Source organism: Cobetia sp. ICG0124 (assembly GCF_004006355.1).
GTDB classification, from domain to species: domain Bacteria; phylum Pseudomonadota; class Gammaproteobacteria; order Pseudomonadales; family Halomonadaceae; genus Cobetia; species Cobetia marina.
The window spans coordinates 860,558-881,435 of sequence record NZ_CP024893.1 but is presented as its reverse complement, the minus strand read 5'-3'; the positions used below and the strand labels follow the sequence as shown (position 1 = coordinate 881,435).

General features: G+C 62.9%; 20 protein-coding genes and 2 riboswitches. Of the genes, 12 read left to right on the top strand and 8 right to left on the bottom strand.

Translation table 11 applies throughout. From position 1 onward, the window contains the following. The first annotated feature begins 76 nt into the window (after window positions 1–76). The 6 genes from CU110_RS03990 (at window position 77) to thiC (ending at window position 6,878) form a co-directional block, all read left to right on the top strand. Window positions 77–1,111 carry a lysophospholipid acyltransferase family protein gene (locus CU110_RS03990; RefSeq protein ID WP_240499668.1) on the top strand — a complete coding sequence of 345 codons (1,035 nt, stop codon included), beginning with the start codon at window positions 77–79 and terminating at the stop codon, window positions 1,109–1,111. Window positions 1,112–1,189: 78 nt separating this feature from the next. After that, complete coding sequence (locus CU110_RS03985) at window positions 1,190–2,236, top strand: hypothetical protein (protein ID WP_084208039.1); 1,047 nt, start codon at window positions 1,190–1,192, stop codon at window positions 2,234–2,236. A 34-nt stretch (window positions 2,237–2,270) separates the two neighbouring features. After that, a complete protein-coding gene (locus tag CU110_RS03980; RefSeq protein ID WP_127734639.1) occupies window positions 2,271–2,981 on the top strand; it encodes a TIGR04283 family arsenosugar biosynthesis glycosyltransferase in 711 nt (236 codons plus the stop codon). 329 nt (window positions 2,982–3,310) lie between these two features. Continuing rightward, entirely contained in the window at window positions 3,311–3,685 is a 375-nt protein-coding gene (locus CU110_RS03975; protein ID WP_127734637.1) for a DUF2064 domain-containing protein, read from the top strand. 53 nt (window positions 3,686–3,738) lie between these two features. Further along, a riboswitch (TPP riboswitch) is annotated at window positions 3,739–3,877 on the top strand. Between the two features lie 24 nt (window positions 3,878–3,901). After that, window positions 3,902–4,561 (top strand): thiaminase II, encoded by a 660-nt coding sequence (gene tenA, locus CU110_RS03970; protein WP_077375119.1) that lies wholly within the window; start codon window positions 3,902–3,904, stop codon window positions 4,559–4,561. Between the two features lie 40 nt (window positions 4,562–4,601). Beyond that, a riboswitch (TPP riboswitch) is annotated at window positions 4,602–4,742 on the top strand. 126 nt (window positions 4,743–4,868) lie between these two features. Continuing rightward, the gene (thiC, locus tag CU110_RS03965) at window positions 4,869–6,878 is read left to right on the top strand and encodes a phosphomethylpyrimidine synthase ThiC (protein WP_084208037.1); all 2,010 of its coding nucleotides are present in this window, start codon (window positions 4,869–4,871) and stop codon (window positions 6,876–6,878) included. Between the two features lie 46 nt (window positions 6,879–6,924). Here thiC and CU110_RS03960 read toward each other — a convergent pair whose 3' ends face one another. From CU110_RS03960 to CU110_RS03945, 4 genes are all read right to left on the bottom strand, one after another. Next, complete coding sequence (locus CU110_RS03960) at window positions 6,925–7,203, bottom strand: peptidylprolyl isomerase (RefSeq protein WP_043331408.1); 279 nt, start codon at window positions 7,201–7,203, stop codon at window positions 6,925–6,927. An 87-nt stretch (window positions 7,204–7,290) separates the two neighbouring features. After that, window positions 7,291–7,797 carry a hypothetical protein gene (locus CU110_RS03955; RefSeq protein WP_127734635.1) on the bottom strand — a complete coding sequence of 169 codons (507 nt, stop codon included), beginning with the start codon at window positions 7,795–7,797 and terminating at the stop codon, window positions 7,291–7,293. Window positions 7,798–8,131: 334 nt separating this feature from the next. Beyond that, complete coding sequence (locus CU110_RS03950) at window positions 8,132–8,455, bottom strand: phasin family protein (protein WP_240665471.1); 324 nt, start codon at window positions 8,453–8,455, stop codon at window positions 8,132–8,134. Then, entirely contained in the window at window positions 8,419–9,666 is a 1,248-nt protein-coding gene (locus CU110_RS03945; RefSeq protein ID WP_240665470.1) for a GNAT family N-acetyltransferase, read from the bottom strand. The genes CU110_RS03950 and CU110_RS03945 overlap by 37 nt, the downstream gene beginning before the upstream one ends. A gap of 68 nt (window positions 9,667–9,734) precedes the next feature. Here CU110_RS03945 and pncB point away from each other — a divergent pair, with 68 nt between their 5' ends. Continuing rightward, on the top strand, window positions 9,735–10,919 hold the full coding sequence (pncB, locus tag CU110_RS03940; protein WP_127734630.1) for a nicotinate phosphoribosyltransferase: 1,185 nt from the start codon (window positions 9,735–9,737) through the stop codon (window positions 10,917–10,919). Here pncB and CU110_RS03935 read toward each other — a convergent pair. The 4 genes from CU110_RS03935 to gap form a co-directional block, all read right to left on the bottom strand. After that, complete coding sequence (locus tag CU110_RS03935; protein WP_164850266.1) at window positions 10,891–11,718, bottom strand: dienelactone hydrolase family protein; 828 nt, start codon at window positions 11,716–11,718, stop codon at window positions 10,891–10,893. The two genes, pncB and CU110_RS03935, sit on opposite strands and share 29 nt — an antisense overlap. Then, the gene (locus CU110_RS03930) at window positions 11,669–12,763 is read right to left on the bottom strand and encodes a GGDEF domain-containing protein (protein WP_127734626.1); all 1,095 of its coding nucleotides are present in this window, start codon (window positions 12,761–12,763) and stop codon (window positions 11,669–11,671) included. The genes CU110_RS03935 and CU110_RS03930 overlap by 50 nt, the downstream gene beginning before the upstream one ends. Next, complete coding sequence (locus CU110_RS03925; protein ID WP_127734624.1) at window positions 12,723–12,932, bottom strand: hypothetical protein; 210 nt, start codon at window positions 12,930–12,932, stop codon at window positions 12,723–12,725. Before CU110_RS03925 ends, CU110_RS03930 begins: the two co-directional genes overlap by 41 nt. A 239-nt stretch (window positions 12,933–13,171) precedes the next feature. Further along, window positions 13,172–14,176 carry a type I glyceraldehyde-3-phosphate dehydrogenase gene (gene gap / locus CU110_RS03920; protein WP_084208030.1) on the bottom strand — a complete coding sequence of 335 codons (1,005 nt, stop codon included), beginning with the start codon at window positions 14,174–14,176 and terminating at the stop codon, window positions 13,172–13,174. Between the two features lie 230 nt (window positions 14,177–14,406). On the opposite strand from gap, the gene edd reads away from it, so the two are divergent. The 5 genes from edd to CU110_RS03895 are packed head-to-tail and all read left to right on the top strand — an operon-like array spanning window position 14,407 to window position 20,823. Further along, window positions 14,407–16,266, top strand: a complete 1,860-nt coding sequence (edd, locus tag CU110_RS03915; protein WP_127734622.1) for a phosphogluconate dehydratase — start codon at window positions 14,407–14,409, stop codon at window positions 16,264–16,266. After that, window positions 16,263–17,279, top strand: coding sequence for a glucokinase (gene glk, locus CU110_RS03910; RefSeq protein ID WP_084208028.1), 1,017 nt, complete (start codon window positions 16,263–16,265; stop codon window positions 17,277–17,279). The genes edd and glk overlap by 4 nt, the downstream gene beginning before the upstream one ends. Window positions 17,280–17,324: 45 nt before the next feature. Further along, window positions 17,325–18,218 (top strand): D-hexose-6-phosphate mutarotase, encoded by an 894-nt coding sequence (locus CU110_RS03905; RefSeq protein WP_127734620.1) that lies wholly within the window; start codon window positions 17,325–17,327, stop codon window positions 18,216–18,218. Then, window positions 18,206–19,840 carry a glucose-6-phosphate isomerase gene (gene pgi, locus CU110_RS03900; protein ID WP_127734618.1) on the top strand — a complete coding sequence of 545 codons (1,635 nt, stop codon included), beginning with the start codon at window positions 18,206–18,208 and terminating at the stop codon, window positions 19,838–19,840. Before CU110_RS03905 ends, pgi begins: the two co-directional genes overlap by 13 nt. Then, window positions 19,840–20,823, top strand: coding sequence for a carbohydrate kinase (locus CU110_RS03895; protein WP_084208025.1), 984 nt, complete (start codon window positions 19,840–19,842; stop codon window positions 20,821–20,823). Before pgi ends, CU110_RS03895 begins: the two co-directional genes overlap by 1 nt. Window positions 20,824–20,878 lie beyond the last annotated feature (55 nt).

Below are 20,878 nucleotides of genomic sequence, written 5' to 3'. Positions count from 1 at the left end.
AACGGGCACAGCGCAGGACTCGCCCTCTGACCAGTGCGGTATCTCACGCCAGACCACCGGAACTTCATGTGTGACGATGGAAAAGACTCTCAAGCGTTTTGAAAAGGCCATGGAACAACGCCTTTTACCTCTCAAGGCCAACGCCGTCGCCTGGCTATGGCAGCGACTCTCGGGCCTGACCACCCGCCAGCTGTGGTGGATGGCGCGCCCGGTCGCGCGTCTCGTGCAACTGCTCAATCCGCGGGAACGGCGCGTCACGCGCAGAAATCTTGGCCAGGCCTTCCCTCATCAGCCGCGTGAGGCACGCGCACGCCTCGTGACCGAGAGCCTCGCGCACTCCACCGCCACCATGCTGGAGCTGGGCAAGGTATGGCTGGGTGATGAAGACGCGGTGCGCGATTCGATTCTCGAGGTGCACGGTCGCAATCTGCTCGACGAAGCCCGTGCCGAGGGACGTGGCGTGATCGTGCTGGCGCCGCACTTCGGCAACTGGGAAGTGCTCAATTTCTGGCTCTCGAGCCATTTCCCCTTCACTGCCATGTACGAGCCGCCCAAGTTCGAGCGGCTCGACCCGATCATTCGCAACGGGCGTGAGCGCATGGGGGCGAGACTGGTGCCTACCAACTCCCGCGGCGTGGCAGCGTTGCTGAAGGCGCTCAAGCGCGCCGAGGCGATCGGCATCCTGCCGGATCAGGAACCGGGACGCGGCAGCGGTGTCTTCGCCGACTTCTACGGCCGCCCCGCCTACACCGCCACTCTGCTCCCCAAGCTGGTGGCGAGAACCGACGCCCGCGTGGTGACCGGTGTCGCTCAACGCCTGGAAGATGGCCATGGCTTCGCCATCCACTTCCTCGCCGCGGATGAGGCGGTCTACACTGAAGACGAGGTCATCTCGGCGCGGGGAGTGAATGCCTCAGTGGAAGCCGCGATCGCCTTGGCGCCCGCGCAGTATCAATGGGAATACAAGCGCTGGCGCAAGAGCCCGGAAGAACTGGACGAGCAGCCGGGCTGGCGTGAGAAGCGCTTCTATCCTCGGGACGACTCCTGGCTTTCCCTCAAGGGCTGGCGCCGCCACCTCAAGTACCGCCGCCGCAACGCGAAGCGCTCCTGAGTTCCCGAGGACGCCCCCTCCCTGAGGCTGCCACCAGGGGCCGGCATGACTCGGCTGGCATCGCTTCAGGCGCCTCGCATGCTGCACCTCACCGCTCACGATGAGGTGTTGATCGGCTCGCGGGCCGGCAAGCTCTACCGAGGCCAGCTGGCCGATGATGGCAGCCTCAAGCGCATGGAAGTGCTGGTCGAGCTGGAAGGCTATCCCCACTCTGCCGTCGTCCGCGATGCGCGCCTGTATGTCGCGACCACGGACGCCCTGCTGGTCGCGGACTACCATCCCGGGATCTCCCTTGCCCCGAGCGACTTCCACCGCGTGATCGCGATTCCCGGCGGCGGCGGCCACAACTCGCGTACGCTGAGCCTGGGCCCTGACAATGGCCTGTATCTGGCGCTGGGGATCCAGGGCAACTGCTCCGATCAATATCTGGCGGGCACCTCGCCTCGCTATCCACAGCAACAGCGCCGTGGGGGAGTGATGCGCCTTGAGGAAAGTGGCGAGCCTCCCGAGTGGCGTGCGTGGGCGAGTGGTCTGCGCAACCCCGTCGGCCTGGTCTGGCAGGCACTGGCGACAGGAGAGACGCGCCTGCTGGCCACCAACAACGGACCGGACCATTGGGGCTACGAGCATCCCCGCGAGCTGGTGGTCGCTGCCCGCGAAGGCAGCTTCCATGGCATGCCCTGGTATCAGTGGATCGATGGCCGCTGGCAGGCAGATGATTGCATCACGAGCGATTCACCGCGCGAGCGTGACGAGATTGCACCGCCACTGGCCGAGATCCCCGCTCGCAGTGCGCCGATGGGAATCGCGGTGGTACCGCCAGGGCATCCATTGGCTGCTGACATGGATGTCGTGGTGGCAGTCCACGGCAGCTGGGGCACGGCACCGTCCGGCAAGGCGTGGGGAGACCCCGCCAGTCGTCGTGAGCCTCGCCTGCTGGGCCTCAAGCTGGCGACGCCAGACACTGAAGCACGCCTAGTGCCGGTACTGACCGGCCTGCAGGACAGCAGCAGCGGCGAGCGCTGGATACGCCCACTGGATGTAGCATTCGGCAAGGATGGCAGCCTCTACCTGACCAGCGATACCGGAGCCTCAGGACTCTATCGGATCACCTTTTCTCAGTGACCTCCTGACGCGCCCCCCGTGGCTGAGCATCATCATGCCAGTCCACAACGAGGCATCCGGTATCGTCTCGGCCTTGATCGCCTTGAGCCCAATGCGCGCGAGCGGGGATTGCGAGGTCATCGTGGTCGATGGCGGCTCCACGGATACTACCCGCGAGCTGGCAACGCCGCTGTGCGATCGCTGCCTGAGCAGTGATCCGGGCCGGGCAACGCAGATGAACGCCGGTGCCTCTCAGGCTCGTGGCCAATGGCTGCTGTTCCTGCATGCTGACACGCGCCTGCCGGCATATGTCCTCTCGGTACTGTCAGAGACCCTCGTCGAGCATCGCGAGTGCGACTGGGGTCGCTTCGATGTCGACATCGAAGGAGATTCTCCGCTGCTGCCCGTGATCGCCACGCTGATGAATCTGCGCTCACGCCTGACCAGCATCAGCACGGGTGATCAGACCCAGTTCGTACGACGCTCCACCTTCGAGGCCATCGAGGGCTTTCCCGTCGTGCCCCTGATGGAGGACATCCAGCTGAGCGTCAGGCTCAAGCGACTGACCTCGCCGCTGAACCTCTCCGCCAGAGTCACTACCAGTGGAAGACGCTGGGAAACCCATGGCGTCTGTCGCACCATCCTCAAGATGTGGGGGCTGCGCCTGGCAGCCTGGGGTGGCGTATCTCCTGTCCGTCTGGCGCGCCTCTATGGTTATGGTGCCGCCGCTCAGGCGTGTGAACAGCGTGGCTTGCCTCATGCCTGAAGCCTCGCTTGCTGACAGGGAAACCGACACGGCCGCGTATGACATGCGCCCGACGCTCATCATCTTCGGCCGCCTGCCACTGGCCGGACAATGCAAGACGCGGCTGATCCCTGCCCTCGGTCCCGAGGGGGCGGCACGCCTCTACTCGCGCATGCTGCGCAGAATCGTTCAGCAGGCCTGCGCCTCACGCCTCGGCAAGGTGGTCGTGATGCTGACTCCCTCCCCCGAGCACGCCCGGCAGCAACCTGAGCAGGCAGCCCTGCTGACGGACCTTGAGGATCAGTTGCGTCACGCTCGAGGCACAGCCACAGGGTGGGCTTGGGGAGCGCATGCATCAGGCCATGCTGCGCCACCTGCCCGCAGGCCCCGTGCTGCTGATGGGCTCTGACCTGCCCGCATTGGACAGTCAACGTCTGCGCGAGGCGGCGCGGTGCCTGCATGACCATGAGGCGGTGCTGCAGCCCAGCGAAGACGGGGGATACGGATTGATTGGCCTGAAAGCAGCCTGCCCGGCGGCCTTCCAGCTGGATCACTGGAGCCATGCCGACGTGAGCCGGGAGACTCTTGCACTGCTGGCTCAGGCAGGCAGAAGCGTCGGTTGCCTGCCTGTCAGCTGGGATGTCGATGAGCCTCACGATCTGGTGCGCCTGAGGCGACACTTCCCAGCCCTGATGGCGAACCTCTCCTCCTGTCAGCCTGCATGACATCTTTCCTGCACCGCAGGACTGTTACACTCGAGATATCGTGACGTCTGAGTCACAGCTTGACGGGGTGCCGGTAAGACCGGCTGAGATGTCATTCGCACTGTTCGAGGCCTTGCATCGAGGTGCGTGAATGACGATCCCGCCGAACCTGATCCGGTTAGTACCGGCGTAGGGATCAAGCGCGAAGTGTTGCCGCACATCATCTTCACCTCTTCCATGCCCAGCTTTTCAGACCTGACCAGTGCCTGCGCCGAGGAATGGCGCGACTATCTCGAGCATGACTTCGTTCGCCAGCTCGGGGAAGGTCGTCTGCCAGAGGAGTCCTTCCGCCATTACCTGCAGCAGGACTACCTGTTCCTGATCCACTTCGCGCGCGCCTGGGCGCTTGCCGCCTACAAGAGCCGCACCCTCGCGGAGCTGCGTCAGGCCACGGCCAGTCTCGACACCATCCTCAATACCGAGCTCGATCTGCATATCGGCTACTGCAGCGAGTGGGGCATCAGCGAGGATGACCTGAGTGAGCTGCCGGAATCCCGCGCCACCCTGGCCTATACCCGTTACGTACTGGATTGCGGCCAGCGCGGCGATCTTCTCGATCTGCACGTGGCGCTCGCGCCCTGCCTGATCGGCTACGGCGAGATCGCCGAGTGGCTGCTGGATCAGGACACCACCGAGATCGAGGACAATCCGTACGCGGACTGGATCGCGATGTACTCCAGCGATGACTTCAAGGAAGCGGTGGACGCCGAACGTGAATGGCTGGACGCTCGGCTCTCGGAGGTCTCGGAGCGCCGGCTGGGCGAGCTGGTGGATGTCTTCCGCGATGCGACGCGTCTCGAGATCGACTTCTGGCAGATGGGCCTTGATCGCGACTGATCCGTGGCAGGCCGTCGCCCATGCCCGCATTGAATTCTGAGCACGCTTGACGGGGTGCCGGTGGAACCGGCTGAGATCCTGCATGCATCACCTCGCCGCCAAATGGGCGAGGCTGCCAGCAAGGGGTCCCGTGGAACCTGAACCGGTTAGGACCGGCGTAGGAATCAAGCTGATGGTCAGCCGCTGCCCGCGGCCGCCTCGCTCCCGGGCCACCTGTTGGCAAGGAGTCGGCGATGGCCATCCTCTCCCTGCGCACGGTCTTCCCATGATGACGTCTGCCGTGACGTCGCCCTTTGAGGAGACCTGCATGAGCACTACCCCCACGACTCAAGATCCGCAAGCCACCAACGCCGCAGAACCGTCGCTCGCCCCCCAGCCTGAGGCTGCGCCGAAGGCGCGCGCACGTGCCGGTCGCAAGGATGGCAGTCGCCATCTCGCCAGTGAAGCCCAAGTCGACGCCGCCGCCATCGCGCCGCTGAGCGGCTCGCGCAAGATCTACATCGAAGGCTCCCGCCCGGACATCCGCGTGCCCATGCGCGAGATCGGCTGCTCGCCGACCCAGACCTCCAGCGGTCTGGAAGAGAATCCGCCGATCGTCGTCTACGACACCTCCGGCCCCTACACCGACCCGGCGGTCGAGATCGACATTCGTCGCGGGCTGGCGCCACTGCGCGAGAAGTGGATCGAGGAGCGCGGCGATACCGAACAGCTCAATCAGCTGAGCAGCGAATATGGTCGCGTGCGCCAGGCCGACCTGCGCCTGTCGTCCCTGCGTTTCGAGCTGGACCACCGCCCGCGTCGTGCCCTGCCGGGCAAGAATGTCACCCAGCTGCACTATGCGCGCCAGGGCATTATCACGCCGGAGATGGAGTACATCGCGATTCGTGAGAATCAGCGTCGTATCGCGCTGCGTGAGGAATATCAGGGCAGCGACTCCGTCGAGAGCATTCTGGGCCACCAGCACCCGGGTCACAGCTTCGGCGCCAACCTGCCCGACGAGATCACCGCCGAATTCGTGCGTGAGGAAGTCGCGCGTGGCCGCGCCATCATTCCCGCCAACATCAATCACCCGGAAAGCGAGCCGATGATCATCGGCCGCAACTTCCTGGTGAAGGTCAACGGTAACCTGGGCAACTCGGCGGTCACCTCCTCCATCGAGGAAGAGGTCGACAAGATGACCTGGGCGATCCGCTGGGGCTCCGACACCGTGATGGATCTCTCGACCGGCGCCAACATCCACGAGACCCGTGAATGGATTCTGCGCAACTCTCCCGTGCCCATCGGCACGGTGCCGATCTATCAGGCGCTGGAGAAGGTCGATGGCGTGGCCGAGAATCTCGACTGGGAGATCTTCCGCGACACGCTGATCGAGCAGGCCGAGCAAGGCGTCGACTACTTCACCATCCACGCCGGCGTCCTGCTGCGCTATGTGCCGCTGACCGCCAGCCGCGTGACCGGCATCGTCTCGCGCGGTGGCTCGATCATGGCCAAGTGGTGTCTGGCGCATCACGAGGAAAGCTTCCTCTATCGCCACTTCGAGGACATCTGCGAGATCTGCAAGGCCTACGACATCAGCCTGTCACTGGGCGATGGCCTGCGCCCGGGCTCGGTGGCCGATGCCAATGACGCCGCCCAGTTCGGCGAACTCGAGACGCTCGGCGAGCTGACGAAGATCGCCTGGCAGCACGATGTCCAGGTCATGATCGAAGGTCCGGGTCACGTGCCGATGCACCTGATCAAGGAGAACATGGACAAGCAGCTCAGCGAGTGCGACGAGGCGCCCTTCTACACCCTCGGCCCGCTGACCACCGACATCGCCCCGGGCTACGACCACATCACCTCCGGTATCGGTGCCGCGATGATCGGCTGGTTCGGCTGCGCCATGCTCTGCTACGTGACCCCCAAGGAGCACCTGGGCCTGCCCAACAAGGACGACGTCAAGACTGGCATCATCACCTACAAGATCGCCGCGCATGCCGCGGATCTGGCCAAGGGGCATCCGGGCGCGCAACGTCGTGACAATGCACTCTCCAAGGCACGCTTCGAGTTCCGCTGGGAAGACCAGTTCAATCTGGGCCTTGACCCGGACACCGCGCGCAGCTTCCACGACGAGACGCTGCCCAAGGATTCGGCCAAGGTCGCCCACTTCTGCTCCATGTGCGGGCCGAAGTTCTGCTCGATGAAGATCACCCAGGAAGTCCGCGACTACGCCAACGAACACGGCCTGACCGGTGACGCCGACAGCGTGATGGCCGGCATGCAGGAGCAGGCTGACAAGTTCAAGCGCGAAGGCAGCCAGCTCTATCAGGAGGTATAGGTAGACTGCCAACCGCTCATGACGTGTCATGAGCGTGATCCAGAGATCACGTGCGGCTGGTGACTTCCAGCAGGTGATAACCGAACTGAGTCTTCACCGGGCCCTGCACGGTGTTGATCGGTGCGCTGAACACGACTTCGTCGAATTCCTTGACCATCATGCCCGGGCCGAAGGCGCCCAGGTCACCGCCACTGCGACCGGACGGGCAGGAGGAGTGCTCGCGAGCGGCATCAGCGAAATCGCGGCCGTTCTCGATTTCGGTCTTGAGAGCTGCACACTGTTCTTCGCTGGAAACGAGAATATGACGCGCTGTGGCCTGTGCCATGTCTATCACCTGTCACTGATCGAATAAATGCCGCCGGCAATCACCGGCGGCGTGGCAGCACATTGTGGCCCAAGGCGACGCTCGCCGCTAGCGTCCGCCACAGACCCGGCGCTGATACTGGATGGCATCAAGGTCGCTGCTGCCCAGCAACGCCGCTGTGGCAGCATTGCATTCCGCCTCTGCCAGTTGATCGGCACCTGATGATTCAGCCCACTGGATATTGCCGATGCTGGGCTGATAGCTGACCGCCGCATGGCAGGCCATGCGCCGCGTACTGTGGTAACGCTGGGAGGGCAGGGTCGGAGGATTGGCGGTCATTTCCTGACAGGTGGAAGCGAACATCTCACTGGCCGCCTGGCTGCAGCGGGTATGTGCCATGGCATTCTGCCGCTGGTTGGCACACACGGAGTCATTGAGAACACGCCACTGCAAGGTATCGAAATCGATCATCTGCCCTTGATAGCGGGTCTCGACATGTTCTCGCTGAAGCCCTGCTGTCGACGTCAGATGAGACGCTACCCCCTCCCCGAATTGCCCACTCATGCCGGATACCGCGTCCATTAATGCTGCCAATGCCGCACTGACAGAATTCATCACACACTCCTTGTGTTGATGCCTCCCGACATATGCCGCCGGGGAGCCTTGCTCGATCATCCATGACCGTCACTTGCGGTGACATGACCTGGTAACGCTGCCTGGTAACGCTGCCTGATAGCCCTGCCGGATAAGACCGACCGATAGCGTCAGCGCGCTCACTGCGATATTACCCGCTCACCGCCATCATTGCCTTGACGCTCAAGGGGATGGTGCCAACGCTTCCTCCTCCCGCAACGAGCCATCAGATTCAAGACTCCAGACGCGCGAACGCCCACCCGGAAGACCGGATGGGCGTTGTAGACGCTCGCCTGAGAGCGTCAGCAGCAGCCGCTTACTTGGCGACTTTCTGCATGGCCTCGGAGGCGGACTTGGCATTGTTCTCTGCCAGTTCCTGACCTTTCTTGGCGTATTCCTGGTTCAGCTCGACCACCTTCTGGGTGTCGTTCTGAAGCTTCTCGCCCAGAGACTTGACCGTCTCCTGCTGTTCCTTGACGAAGTTCTTCAGGCCTTCGCTGTCCTTGATCTCGAGCATGGAACGCGCCTGCGCCATGGAGGTGTCAACGTAGGACTTGGTCAGATCCATCTGGGCGCTGACCAGCTTCTCGCTGTAATCGAGGCTCAGGGCGCTGAAAGCACGCAGCGGAGCGAAGAACATGTCGTCGAACTGCTGAGTGGTCTTCTCAAGATTGGTGTTGAACATGGATAGGGCAGCATCGCCTCCACCTGGCGTCGCGCCCCGCTCAACCAGCGCGCTTCCTCCTCAAGCGCGTCAGCCACGGCTGACTGCAGTCCGGGATGTACCAGCCAGTGCAATGACCAGGTGTCATAGGCCGAGAAGCCGCGGCTGATCTTGTGCTCACCCTGTGTGCCCGGATCAAAGCGCGTCAGTCCCCGCTCAAGGCAGAACTCCAGCCCCTGGTAATAGCAGACCTCGAAATGCAGGCAGTCCGCCTGCACTTCACTGCCCCACCAGCGCCCATAGAGGCAATCGGCACCGACAAGGCACAACGCAGCCGCCACAGGATCGCCATGTTCATCACGCGCCTGCACCAGCAGCAGCTGTTCGGGCATGCTGCGCCTTAAGCGCTGAAAGAACGCCAGTGTCAGGTAGGGCCGTTGTCCGCGCTCCAGATAAGTCATGCAGTAACAGCGATGGAAAGCTTCGAGATCGCTCTCACCGATGGCTTCACCGCTGAGACGCGCGAGGGTGATGCCCTGCTCGAGCACCTTGCGGCGCTCGCGGCGGATCTCCTTGCGTCGCTTGGAGCGCAGACTGCCCAGCCACTCATCGAAGTCTCGCTCACCTCGCGACTGCCAGTGATACTGCATGCCACCACGCAGCATCAGCTGCGGACTGACGGCTTGCCAGTCGCGGCACTCGTCAAGATCCGCGAACAACAGATGAAAGCCACTGTGCTCAAAGCGTCGCAAGGGCCCGCCTGCGTCGACGGCGGGTGCCACGCCGGCCTGAAGCCTGGGCCACAACCAGGCAAGCAACGCTCGGCGGGAAGGGCCTCCCGTCTCCGATGAGGCCAGGACCAGCCGCGGACCAGCGCTCGGCGTGAAGGGAACTGCCGACAGCTGCTTGGGATAATAACGCCCACCGGCCTGCTCCAGCGCCTCGGCCCATTGCTGATCAAAGACATACTCGCCCCGCGAGTGCAGCTTGAGATAGCGCAGCAAGCCGGCGACAAGCCGTCCTGACTCGTCACGCACCAGCAAGTGCGCCGGGTACCAGCCCGTAGACGCGCAGGCCGCGCCGCTGTCTTCCAGTGCACGAAGATAGGCATGTTGCAGAAAGGGATACTCTTTTCCCGCCAGCGCATCCCATTCTGCGGGCGTGACAGCGCTGATCGACGAGAGCACGTCCAGATGCCAGTTCCCCGCCAGCGATTCCGGCTCCTGTGAGCCGCCTCATACCTGAGCGAGCCTCGATGCTGCACTCGATTCTCGATAATGATTTCTACAAGTTCACCATGCAGAACGCGGTGGTGAAACTGTTTCCCTACGCACGCACCCGTTACGCCTTCATCAACCGGGGCCAGCATGCCTTCCCCCCGGGATTCGGCGAAGCACTGCGCGCGGCCGTGGATGACATGGCACGCCTGGCGCTGAGTGCTGAGGAAAAGGAGTTTCTGGAGCAACAGTGCCCCTTCCTCGACCCCACCTATCGTGACTTTCTTGCCGGCTTTCGCTTCGATCCCGCGGAAATCACCATCACCCAGTCGGGTGAGGAGCTTGAGGTCCATATCGAGGGCTACTGGTACCGCACCATCCTGTGGGAAGTCCCGCTGATGGCGATGATCAGTGAGCTCTGGTACCGCCTTGGTGGCGATCAGCGTGACAGCGACAAGAGCGTGCGTGACAGTACGCTGACCAAGATCGAGCACTACAAGCGTCTGGGGGTACGTGTCGCCGAGTTCGGGACGCGTCGTCGCCATTCCTATGCGGTCCATGATCAGGTAGTGGCCGCCCTCAAGGAACAGGGCCGTGGCTGCTTCATCGGCACCAGCAATGTCCACATGGCCCAGCGTCATGGCACCAAGCCCATCGGGACGCATGCTCACGAGTGGTTCATGTTTCATGCAGCGCGCTTCGGGTTCAAGATGGCCAACATCCTGGCGCTGGAAAACTGGGTGAAGGTCTACCGGGGTGATCTGGGGATCGCGCTTTCAGATACCTTTACCAGTCGTGCCTTCTTCAGAAGCTTCGACAAGAAGTTCGCCAAGCTGTTTGATGGGGTACGGCACGACAGCGGTGATCCCATCGAGTTTGCCGAAGCGACCATTCGCCACTATGAGTCGCTGGGCATTGATCCCAAGACCAAGACGATCATCTTCTCGGATGGTCTGGATACCGACAAGGTTGACCGTATCGTGCGCTACTGTGCCGGTCGTATCGGCATGTCGTTCGGGATCGGCACCAATTTCACCAATGACGTCGGCCCCCAGCCGATGAACATGGTCATCAAGATGACGGAAGCCCGGCCCGAGGGTCAGGATTGGGTGCCGGTGATCAAGCTGTCGGATGTGTCCAGCAAGCATACGGGTGATCCGGACATGATTCGTCTCGCGCATCAGGTGCTCTCGCTCAAGGAGCTGGATTCTTCGGTGACTTGAACACGCCATTGAACAGATTGAGCATGACCTGCCAGGAGGCAGCATCCGCCGACGCATCATAGCCGAGCGGGAGGTCGTACCTGGCGGCCTTGGCATCCGACTCCGGATTGGTGAACGCATGCTTCGCCCCCGGATACTGGATCAGGGTCGTCCGCGTACCGAGGGATTCAAAGGTAGACAGCAGCGTGTCCAATCCTTGCTGCGATACCAGAGAATCCGCCTCGCCATTCTGGATCACGACGCGTCCGGCGAAGGGCTCGGGATTCTCGACGGCGATTCCAGGGCTGCCGTGGAAGCTGACGACAGCCTTGAGCGGAGCGCCGGAAAGCGCCATGTTCAACACGACACCTCCCCCGAAGCAATAGCCGATGGCCGCAAGGCGGTCACCATCCACCTCGGGGCGAGAACGCAGCACCGCCAGCGCCGAATTGAAGCTGGATTCGGCCTTCGGCCAGTCACTCATCACCGCCGACGAGAAGGCCTTGGCATCCTCGGGATGCTCCGCCGTGCGGCCTTCACCGTACATGTCTACCGCCATCACGACATAGCCGAGCCCCGCCAGCTGCTCCGCGCGCTTGCGAGCATAACTGTTGAGCCCCCACCACTCATGGACCAGCAGTATGCCGGGGCGACGCCCCTTGGCCTTGGCATCACGCGCGATCAGCCCGACATGCTCCTCACCATTGGCACGATAGGTCACGACCTCGGTGACGACCTGCGGCCCTTCGAGACGGTCGACGAGGGTGCCATCATCGGCCGCCAATGCCTGCCCCGCGGACAGCACCGATTGTGCAAACAACAGACTTCCGGCGCACCAGCCACGTAACATACGCATCGCCCACTCCTTGTGCAATCTTCTGACGCAGACGCTCTGCCATGCCGACAGCGGTAGCGACCCCGGCATCAGCCAGCAAGATGCCGAATTCCTCGCCCCCCAATCGCCCGAAATAGTCATTGCGCCGCAATTGCTGCTGACAGATGCCGCCCAACCCACTCAACAACTGGTCCCCGGCGGCATGACCGAAGCTGTCATTGACCCGCTTGAAGTGATCCACATCGAACAGGACCAGGGCAATCTGGTCCCGCGAGGCGGATACCAGCAACGTATCCAGCATGGAGAGGAAGCAGCTGCGGGTCATGGCACCGGTCATCGCGTCCGTCATGGCTTCATGCTCGCGCCGCTGTTCGATCAGCTTGCGTTCATTGATATTGCGCGAGACCGACAGAATCCGGAGATAGCGGCCGGTCTTGGGGTCCATCGAGGGCGTGGAGATGGATTCGAACCACAGCGTATGGCCCTGCTTGTGGAGAATTCGGAAGTCGACACGAAAGACCTCTCCAAGGCAGGCGGAACGATGGACCTTCCTGGCGACGCGGTCTCTGTCATCCGGATGAATCAGCAGCTTGATCTCGCTGCCCTCGATGTCATTCACGCCAAACCCGCAAAGCCTCTCGACGGATGGGCTGATGTACTGACAGATCCCGTCACTGCCTTCAATGCTGACCATGTCGCTGACGGAATCGAGAATGAATCGATAGCGCTCCTCGCTCTGACGCAGCGCCCGCTCGATGTGATGGCGCGCCGTGATGTCGTCACAGTAACCATTCCATGTCACGCTGCCATCGATGGGGTCCATCGGTTGGGGCAAGGCCACGCAGGCCAGTCGCCGGGTTTCCCCATCTGGATGCTCATAGTAGATATCCGGCTCCCAGGGCGACTGGGTTTCGGCACTGGCGCGTGCCGATTCAAGCAGTCTTTGCCGCTCCTGGTCATTGAGATGCGACAGGAAGCGCGAGGCATCCTCAACGGGCGCGGGAGTGCTCCAGCAATGAACGAAAGTCATCCGGCGTCATGTCAATGCGCTCTGCGGCGGCACTCTCCTGCCAGAGAACATAGATGGCCGGCTGCACACGCCCGAGATCCATGCCGACCACGCGTCCCTGACGTTGTGTCCCGGGATCGCGCAGCGTCGCACCGATCAGTTCGTGGGCTTCGCGAATGGCATCGTGCATCTGAGACAGCCTGCTTTGGAAGTCAAGAGATCTGCCGAGAAAAAAAAAACCTCCCATGACTGGGAGGTTCAAAGAGTGGATGACGCGATGTCATTCCGAGCAGCATCGAAGCCGGTCTTGGCGCCAACCCTGACCGACACACGATTGAGAGGGGACGAGTGACATTGCCTTGTCCGTGGAGCCTGAGCGCGACGCGAGAATCCTCGGGCCACTCGTCCTCACCTGGGGGGAGCCTGTCCTTACTTGGCGGCCTGCATGGCCAGTGCGGTGTCGAGCATGCGATTGGAGAAGCCCCATTCGTTGTCGTACCACGCCATGACCTTGACCAGACGCCCTTCGCTGACGCGAGTGTGGTTGCTGTCGAAGGTGGAGGAATGCGCATCGTGGTTGAAGTCGATGGACACCAGCGGCAGCTCGTTGACGGCCAGCACGCTGGAGCCTTCGGCAGCCTTGGTCACGATGGCATTGATCTCTTCGATGGAGGTCTCGCGAGAGGCCGTGAAGGTCAGATCGACCAGCGAGACATTGATCACCGGCACGCGAATCGCCAGACCGTCCAGCTTGCCATTGAGTTCCGGCAGCACCAGGCCCACGGCTGCCGCGGCACCGGTCTTGGTCGGAATCATGGAGTGCGTGGCACTGCGGGCACGGTACGGGTCGGAGTGGTAGACATCCGACAGGTTCTGATCGTTGGTGTAGGCATGGATGGTGGTCATCAGACCGTTCTCGATGCCGACTTCGTCGTTCAGCGCCTTGGCGACCGGTGCCAGGCAGTTGGTGGTGCAGGACGCGTTGGACACGACCTGATGCTCCGCCTTCAGCGTGTCTTCGTTGACACCGAACACGATGGTGGCATCGGCATCACCGCTCGGCGCGGAGATCAGCACACGCTTGGCGCCGGCTTCGATATGCTTGGCGGCAGCGGCACGCTTGGTGAACAGACCCGTGCATTCCATCACCAGGTCAACATTCAGGCTGGACCACGGCAGTTTGGCCGGATCGCGTTCCGCCAGGATACGAATCTTGTCTTCACCGACGAACAGGTTCTCTTCGTCATGAGAGACCGTCTCGGCGAAACGACCATGCACGGTGTCGCGGCTCAACAGATGAGCGTTGAGCTTCGGATCTCCCAGATCGTTGATGGCAACGACCTGAATGCGATCATTGTATTGGCCTTCATACAGCGCACGCAGCACGTTGCGACCGATGCGACCAAAACCGTTGATGGCGACGCGTAATGTCATGACTCAACTCCTGTGGCGTATGGCAGGTGCAGGCAACGTGGCTCATGAAAGTATCCTACACGCTTTTACGTTAATTTGGCCGAAAGTCGTCCAGTCTTCAAGCAGTTTTTTTGTTAAGTTTACCGAATATTTCGAACAAATGCGTTTCCTGAGCAACGTGACGCGCTACTGTAGCCTGCTTTCTTCGCCAGCCTCGGCGCCCTGCGCCGCCTGACCCATGAGGTAAGAGCATGTCCGTCAATCCGACCGTCGAGCGCGTGACTCAGCGCATCATTGATCGCTCCAGCGAACGTCGTGCTGCCTATGAGCAACTGATGGAAAGCCAGCAACGCCGTGGCGTCCATCGTTCCGAACTCTCCTGCGGCAACCTGGCGCACGGCTTCGCTGCCTGCGGTGAGACCGACAAGAATCGCCTCAAGCTGATGAACTCGGCCAACCTCGGCATTATTTCGTCATATAACGACATGTTGTCCGCGCACCAGCCATTCGAGGATTACCCGCGCATCATCAAGGAAGCGGTGCAGGCGATGGGGTCCACGGCCCAGTTCGCCGGCGGCGTACCCGCGATGTGTGATGGCGTGACCCAGGGGCAGCCGGGCATGGAACTGTCATTGTTCTCCCGCGACCTGATCGCCATGGCCGCCGCCATCGGCCTGTCACACAACATGTTCGACGGCGCCCTGTTCCTGGGTGTCTGCGACAAGATCGTGCCGGGCCTGTTCATCGCCGCGGCGCGCTTCGGTCACCTGCCGAGCCTGTTCGTGCCCGCGGGCCCGATGCCCTCCGGCCTGCCCAACAACGAGAAGGCGCGGGTACGTCAGCTGTTCGCCGAAGGCAAGGTGGGCCGCGACGCGCTGCTGGAAGCCGAGTCCGCCTCCTACCACAGTCCGGGCACCTGCACCTTCTATGGCACCGCCAACTCCAACCAGCTGATGATCGAATTGATGGGCCTGCACCTGCCGGGCGCCTCCTTCGTCAATCCGGGCACCCCGCTGCGCGACGCCCTGACCCGTCACGCTGCCGAGCAGACCATCCGCAACAGCGAAGTCGGCGGCGACTATCGTCCCTTCTATCGCCAGATCGACGCTCGCGCCATCGTCAACGCCATGGTCGGCCTGCTGGCCTCCGGCGGCTCCACCAACCACACCCTGCATCTGGTCGCGATGGCGGGTGCGGCAGGCGTGACCATCACCTGGGATGACTTCACCGAGCTTTCCGCCGTGGTCCCCAGCCTGACGCGCATCTATCCCAACGGTCAGGCTGACATCAACCACTTCCAGGCAGCCGGTGGCATGAGCTTCCTGATTCGCGAGCTGCTCAAGGCGGGACTGCTGCACGACATCACCACCCAGGACGGCGGCACCCTGGCCGGCTACGTGCGTGAGCCCTTCCTCGAGAGCGGCAAGCTGGTCTGGAAGGATGGCCCCACCGACAGCCTCGACGAGGACGTGCTGCGTCCGGTCGCCAATCCGTTCGCACCGACAGGCGGCCTGACCGTGCTCGAAGGCAATCTGGGGCGTGGCGTGATCAAGGTCTCCGCCGTCAAGGAAGAGCACCGCCTCGTCGAAGCCCCCGTGAAGCTGTTCAGCGATCAGGACGAGCTCAAGGCCGCCTTCGAGGCCGGCGAACTGGAACAGGACATGGTCGCCGTGGTCCGCTATCAGGGTCCGCGCGCCAACGGCATGCCGGAACTGCACAAGCTGACGCCCTATCTCGGTATCCTGCAGGACCGCGGTTTCAAGGTCGCGCTGGTGACGGATGGCCGCATGTCCGGCGCCTCCGGCAAGGTGCCGGCCGCCATCCACATGACCCCGGAAGCGCTGGACGGTGGGCCGCTGGCACGACTGCGCGAAGGCGATATCGTTCGTCTGGATGCCAACGCCGGCACACTGGAAGCCCTGGTCGAGGAAGGCGAATGGCAGGCTCGTGAGGCCGAAGGCATCTCCCGTGACAGCTACCACCATGGCCTGGGCCGTGAGCTGTTCTCCGGGATGCGCTCCCTGGTCGGTGGCGCCGAAGAAGGTGCCTCCAGCTTCGCAGGCTACGGCGACCAGCCCGGCAGCGGCCACGACCAGGACGCCACACGATGACTCGTGAGACACCGAGCCGCTTTGCCTTGGTAGGCGACATTGGTGGTACCAATGCCCGGCTGGCGCTTGTCCAGCCGGGCAGCCACACCCTCCATGACATCCACACGCTGGCCTGCGCCGAGCATTCCGGACTCGTGGAGGCCGTCCAGGCCTACTACCAGAGACTGGGGCTTGCCCCTGACGAACAACCCAAGGAGGCCTGCCTCGCCTTTGCCTGCCCGGTCCATGAGGAGCAGGTCAGCATGACCAACAACCATTGGTCATTCGCCAAGAGCGACGTGCGCGAATCCTTGGGCCTGACACGCTTCAAGTGCCTCAATGACTTCACCGCCATGGCACTGGGCGTGCCGCACATCGAGCCCGATGAGCGACTGCCCATCGGTGAGGAACTCACGGAAGGAGCGGGCAATGATGCCGCCCCCCGTCTGATCATGGGCCCGGGAACAGGGCTGGGTGTCGCGGGTCTGGTACATGGCACCCACAACTGGATTCCGCTGGCCACCGAAGGTGGGCATGTCAGTTTTGCCCCCACCGATGCGCTCGAGGATGCGCTGCTGAAGATCTTCCGGCGCTGGCACGGCAGAGTCTCGGTGGAACGCCTGCTCTGTGGCCAGGGAATGCTCGAGATCTACCGGGCGCTGGGCGAACTGCGCGGCCTGCCGACTCCGCTCGAAAGTGCCGCGGACGTCAGCCAGGCCGCCCATGCCCGCGATGCGCACGGGCAACCCAAGGACAGCCTGGCTTGCGATGCCGTGCTGCGCTTCATGAAGATTCTGGGAGACGTGGCCGGGGATCTTGCCCTGGCGCTCGGCGCGCGTGGCGGCGTGTATCTCTGCGGCGGCGTCCTGCCGCGCAACCTTGACCTGCTCGGGCAAAGCGATTTTCGCCGCGCCTTCGCCGACAAGAACCGCATGAGCCGTTACAATGCCGCGATCCCTACCTGGGTGGTGACCGCGCCGTGGACCGGTCTGCTGGGGGCCGCCGAGGCACTGCACAATGAAGAGGTGGCCTGACGCGATGCCGTCGGCCACGCTCCTGAACCGTCGAGGAAGCTCGAGATGATTCCTGAAAGTCTGCGCGCACTGGTGGATGCCACGAGCGGCCAACGTACCTGCGAATGGCAAGGCCGCATGCTCCTGATCCTCAACCGCGCCTGGGGCGAGCTGGTCGTCTGCCACCAGGGCGCCCAGGTGCTGCATTACCAGCCAGCCTCCCAGCGCCCCTGGCTGTGGGTCACCGAGACGCCGGCGACGCTTCCGGGCAGCATTCGTGGCGGCATTCCGCTGTGCTGGCCCTGGTTCGCTGACGAGTATCCTGAGGGCGAGACAGAGCTGCATGGCCCGGCGCGCAAGGCCGAGTGGCGCATCGACGCGGTAGAGGAAGACGAGGAGGAAGGCGTCGAGATCCACGCCTCTCCGCAATCTCCCCTGCACGCGGCACTCTCGCCTCGCGTCGTCATCTTCGCGGGTCGCCACTTTCTGAAGGTGGAGCTGATCACGGAAAATCGCGGCGAGGACCCGGTCAAGATGACCGGCGCCCTGCATACCTACTTTGCCGTGGAAGATGCCTTCCAGTGCCGCGTCACCGGCCTCGCCGGCGCCAGCTATCTGGACAAGCGTCAGGACTTCTCGCGTCTTGATCAGCAAGGCGAGCTGGGCATTCGCGGCCCGCTGGATCGCATCTACCAGTCAAGCCAGGTCCAGGTGCTCGAGGATGGCCAGCGCAGACTGCGCATTGCAAAGCAGGGCTCCGACTCCACGGTCGTCTGGCACCCGGGCGATGCACCGCCGGCCGATACCAGCGTCGAGAACGCCCGTGGCTTCCTGTGTGTCGAGACTGCCTGTACCCGCCTTGACCCCGTCTGGCTGCCGCCGGGCGCGCAACATCTGCTGGTACAGCACATCTCCCCTCTTCCACAACCCATACGATGGACACTTCCATGCTGCAATTGACCCGTAGTGTTTCCTGGCAGGCGCTGACCCGGCTAGGCGAGGTAACCCGCAACGACCGTATTCGCGACTACTTTGCCGCGGACCCCAAGCGCTTCGAGAAGATGAGTCTCCGGGTCGGCGGCCTGTTCCTCGACTATTCCAAGCACCACATTTCCGACGAAGTGATGAAGGCACTGATCGAGCTGGCAGACCACTCTGCCCTCGTTCAGCGTCGCTCCCAGATGTTCTCGGGTGACATCATCAACGTGACCGAGAATCGCCCCGTCCTTCACACGGCCCTGCGCAGCCAGTCCAATACGCCGGTCATCGTCGACGGCAAGGACGTGATGCCGGAGATCCACAGCACTCGCGAGCAGATCCGCGCCTTCTGCGAAAGCGTGCGCAGCGGCGAATGGAAAGGCTATGACGGACAACGCATCCGCGATGTCGTCAATATCGGCATCGGAGGCTCCGACCTCGGCCCCAACATGGCCTGCCGCGCCCTGCTCAAGCATCGTCATCCGGAGCTGAACTTCCACTTCGTCTCCAACGTGGATGGCAACCACATCCAGAAGGTGCTCAAGCGCCTCGATCCGGCCACGACCCTGTTCATCGTCTCCACCAAGACCTTCTCCACGCAGGAGACCCTGCTCAATGCGAAGTCAGCACGTCGCTGGTTCCTGGAGCAGGCAGGTCAGGATGCCGACGTCGGCGCCCACTTCGTCGCGGCCTCCACCAACCGCAAGGCGGCCAAGGAATTCGGCATCCGCGAAGAGAACGTCTTCGAATTCTGGGCCTGGGTCGGGGGCCGCTATTCCATGTGGTCATCCATCGGTCTGCCGATCGCCCTCTCCATCGGCTATGACGGCTTCATGGAACTGCTGGAAGGCGCCTATGAGATGGACCAGCACTTCATCGAAGCGCCGCTAGGCGAGAACATGCCGGTCCTGATGGCCCTCATCGGTATCTGGTACATCAACTTCATGGGTGCCGAAACCCAGGCCATCGTGCCCTACGATCAAGCCCTGCATCAGCTGCCCGCCTTCCTGCAGCAGCTCGACATGGAATCGAATGGCAAGTCGGTGGACATCTTCGGGCGTCCTGTCGACTACAAGACCGGCCCGATCGTGTGGGGCGAGACCGGTTCCAACGGTCAGCATGCCTTCTTCCAGCTGCTGCACCAGGGAACTCGCTATGTGCCCATCGACTTCATCGCTTCCCTGAAGCCGGAGCCGGGTACCGAAGAGCACCACTTCGCACTGATCACCAACATGCTGGCCCAGGCCAATGCCTTCATGGAAGGCAGCCAGGACGGCAGCAACCTCGACCCGCATTACAATTGCCCGGGCAACCGTCCCTCGAGCACGCTGCTGCTTGATGAGCTGACACCGCGCAACCTGGGGGCGCTGATCGCTCTCTATGAGCACAAGGTCTTCGTGCAGGGCGTGATCTGGAACATCAACTCCTTCGACCAGTGGGGCGTGCAGCTCGGCAAGCGCATCGCAGGCGAGATCAGCGCACGCATCGATACTGACGTCCAGGCCTTCGATCCCTCCACCCAGGGCCTGCTGGCACTGGTGCGCGAGCACTTCCCGGCCGCAGGAGACACCCCGACGGCCACCACCAAGGGAGCAACCTCCTGATGACTCCGGTAATCGCATTCGGCGAAGCGCTCGTCGACATGCTGTCCAACAAGCTCGGCGGCCAGGCCGTCGAGCAGGAAACCTTCACGCCCTACGCTGGTGGTGCGCCCGCCAATGTCGCCGTGGCCTGCGCACGTCTCGGGCTGCCCAGCCACTTCGTGGGCATGCTGGGCCAGGACAGCTTCGGTGACTTCCTGCACGACGAACTGGCCACCCATGGCGTACGCCTGGATCACGTCAAGCGCACCAGCGAGGCACGCACCGCGCTGGCCTTCGTCTCGCGCGACGAGGATGGCGAGCGTCGCTTCGACTTCTATCGTCCGCCGGCAGCTGACCTGCTGTTTCGTCCGGAACATGCAGGCCCGGAGCTGTTCGCTCAACCCGCCATCTTCCATCTGTGCAGCAACAGCCTGACCGACGCCAGTATCGCGGACACCAGCTTCGTGCTGGCGTCTCGCGCACGTGCTGCTGGCTCCCTGGTCAGCGTGGATGCCAATCTGCGTCACAACCTGTGGCCGAATCAGCAGGTCGACGTGTCACTGGTCACTCGCCTGCTGGACAACGCCGATATCCTCAAGCTTTCCCAGGAAGAGGTCGAGGCACTCACTGACGGCCAGCAAGAGTCCGATTGGCTGCAGGCACGCCTGCAGGCCGGCGTCCGCCTGATCGTGCTGACCGACGGCCCGGGCACCATCCGCGCACTGGTGCGCAAGCAGAGCGGCGAGACCAGGGCCGTCAGCATCACGCCGCCGGTAGTCAAGGCCATCGACACCACGGCCGGCGGTGATGCCTTCATCGGCGGCTTCCTCTCGTCGCTCAGCGAAGCCGGTGTGGATGCAGCCCTGCTGCGTGACTGGTGCGAGGAAGAGAGCCATCTTCAGGCTGCGCTTGAGCGTGCAGCAGCCTGCGGCGCCTTTGCCGTGACTCGCCCTGGTGCCTATGCCGCGCTACCGACTCGAGAAGACCTCACCGCCATGCAGTGACAGACGTAAAAAAGCCGGCCCCGAGGGACCGGCTTTCGTTAGCTTGCTAGACGTT

Excerpts from the sequence above, each read along its gene's own strand:
- CU110_RS03990 (WP_240499668.1), top strand. The coding sequence starts at position 77 with ATGGAAAAGACTCTCAAGCGTTTTGAAAAGGCCATGGAACAACGCCTT.
- CU110_RS03985 (WP_084208039.1), top strand. The coding sequence starts at position 1,190 with ATGCTGCACCTCACCGCTCACGATGAGGTGTTGATCGGCTCGCGGGCC.
- CU110_RS03980 (WP_127734639.1), top strand. The coding sequence starts at position 2,271 with ATGCCAGTCCACAACGAGGCATCCGGTATCGTCTCGGCCTTGATCGCC.
- CU110_RS03975 (WP_127734637.1), top strand. The coding sequence starts at position 3,311 with ATGCATCAGGCCATGCTGCGCCACCTGCCCGCAGGCCCCGTGCTGCTG.
- tenA (WP_077375119.1), top strand. The coding sequence starts at position 3,902 with ATGCCCAGCTTTTCAGACCTGACCAGTGCCTGCGCCGAGGAATGGCGC.
- thiC (WP_084208037.1), top strand. The coding sequence starts at position 4,869 with ATGAGCACTACCCCCACGACTCAAGATCCGCAAGCCACCAACGCCGCA.
- CU110_RS03960 (WP_043331408.1), bottom strand. The coding sequence starts at position 7,203 with ATGGCACAGGCCACAGCGCGTCATATTCTCGTTTCCAGCGAAGAACAG.
- CU110_RS03955 (WP_127734635.1), bottom strand. The coding sequence starts at position 7,797 with ATGAATTCTGTCAGTGCGGCATTGGCAGCATTAATGGACGCGGTATCC.
- CU110_RS03950 (WP_240665471.1), bottom strand. The coding sequence starts at position 8,455 with ATGTTCTTCGCTCCGCTGCGTGCTTTCAGCGCCCTGAGCCTCGATTAC.
- pncB (WP_127734630.1), top strand. The coding sequence starts at position 9,735 with ATGCTGCACTCGATTCTCGATAATGATTTCTACAAGTTCACCATGCAG.
- CU110_RS03930 (WP_127734626.1), bottom strand. The coding sequence starts at position 12,763 with ATGACTTTCGTTCATTGCTGGAGCACTCCCGCGCCCGTTGAGGATGCC.
- CU110_RS03925 (WP_127734624.1), bottom strand. The coding sequence starts at position 12,932 with ATGCACGATGCCATTCGCGAAGCCCACGAACTGATCGGTGCGACGCTG.
- gap (WP_084208030.1), bottom strand. The coding sequence starts at position 14,176 with ATGACATTACGCGTCGCCATCAACGGTTTTGGTCGCATCGGTCGCAAC.
- edd (WP_127734622.1), top strand. The coding sequence starts at position 14,407 with ATGTCCGTCAATCCGACCGTCGAGCGCGTGACTCAGCGCATCATTGAT.
- glk (WP_084208028.1), top strand. The coding sequence starts at position 16,263 with ATGACTCGTGAGACACCGAGCCGCTTTGCCTTGGTAGGCGACATTGGT.
- CU110_RS03905 (WP_127734620.1), top strand. The coding sequence starts at position 17,325 with ATGATTCCTGAAAGTCTGCGCGCACTGGTGGATGCCACGAGCGGCCAA.
- pgi (WP_127734618.1), top strand. The coding sequence starts at position 18,206 with ATGCTGCAATTGACCCGTAGTGTTTCCTGGCAGGCGCTGACCCGGCTA.
- CU110_RS03895 (WP_084208025.1), top strand. The coding sequence starts at position 19,840 with ATGACTCCGGTAATCGCATTCGGCGAAGCGCTCGTCGACATGCTGTCC.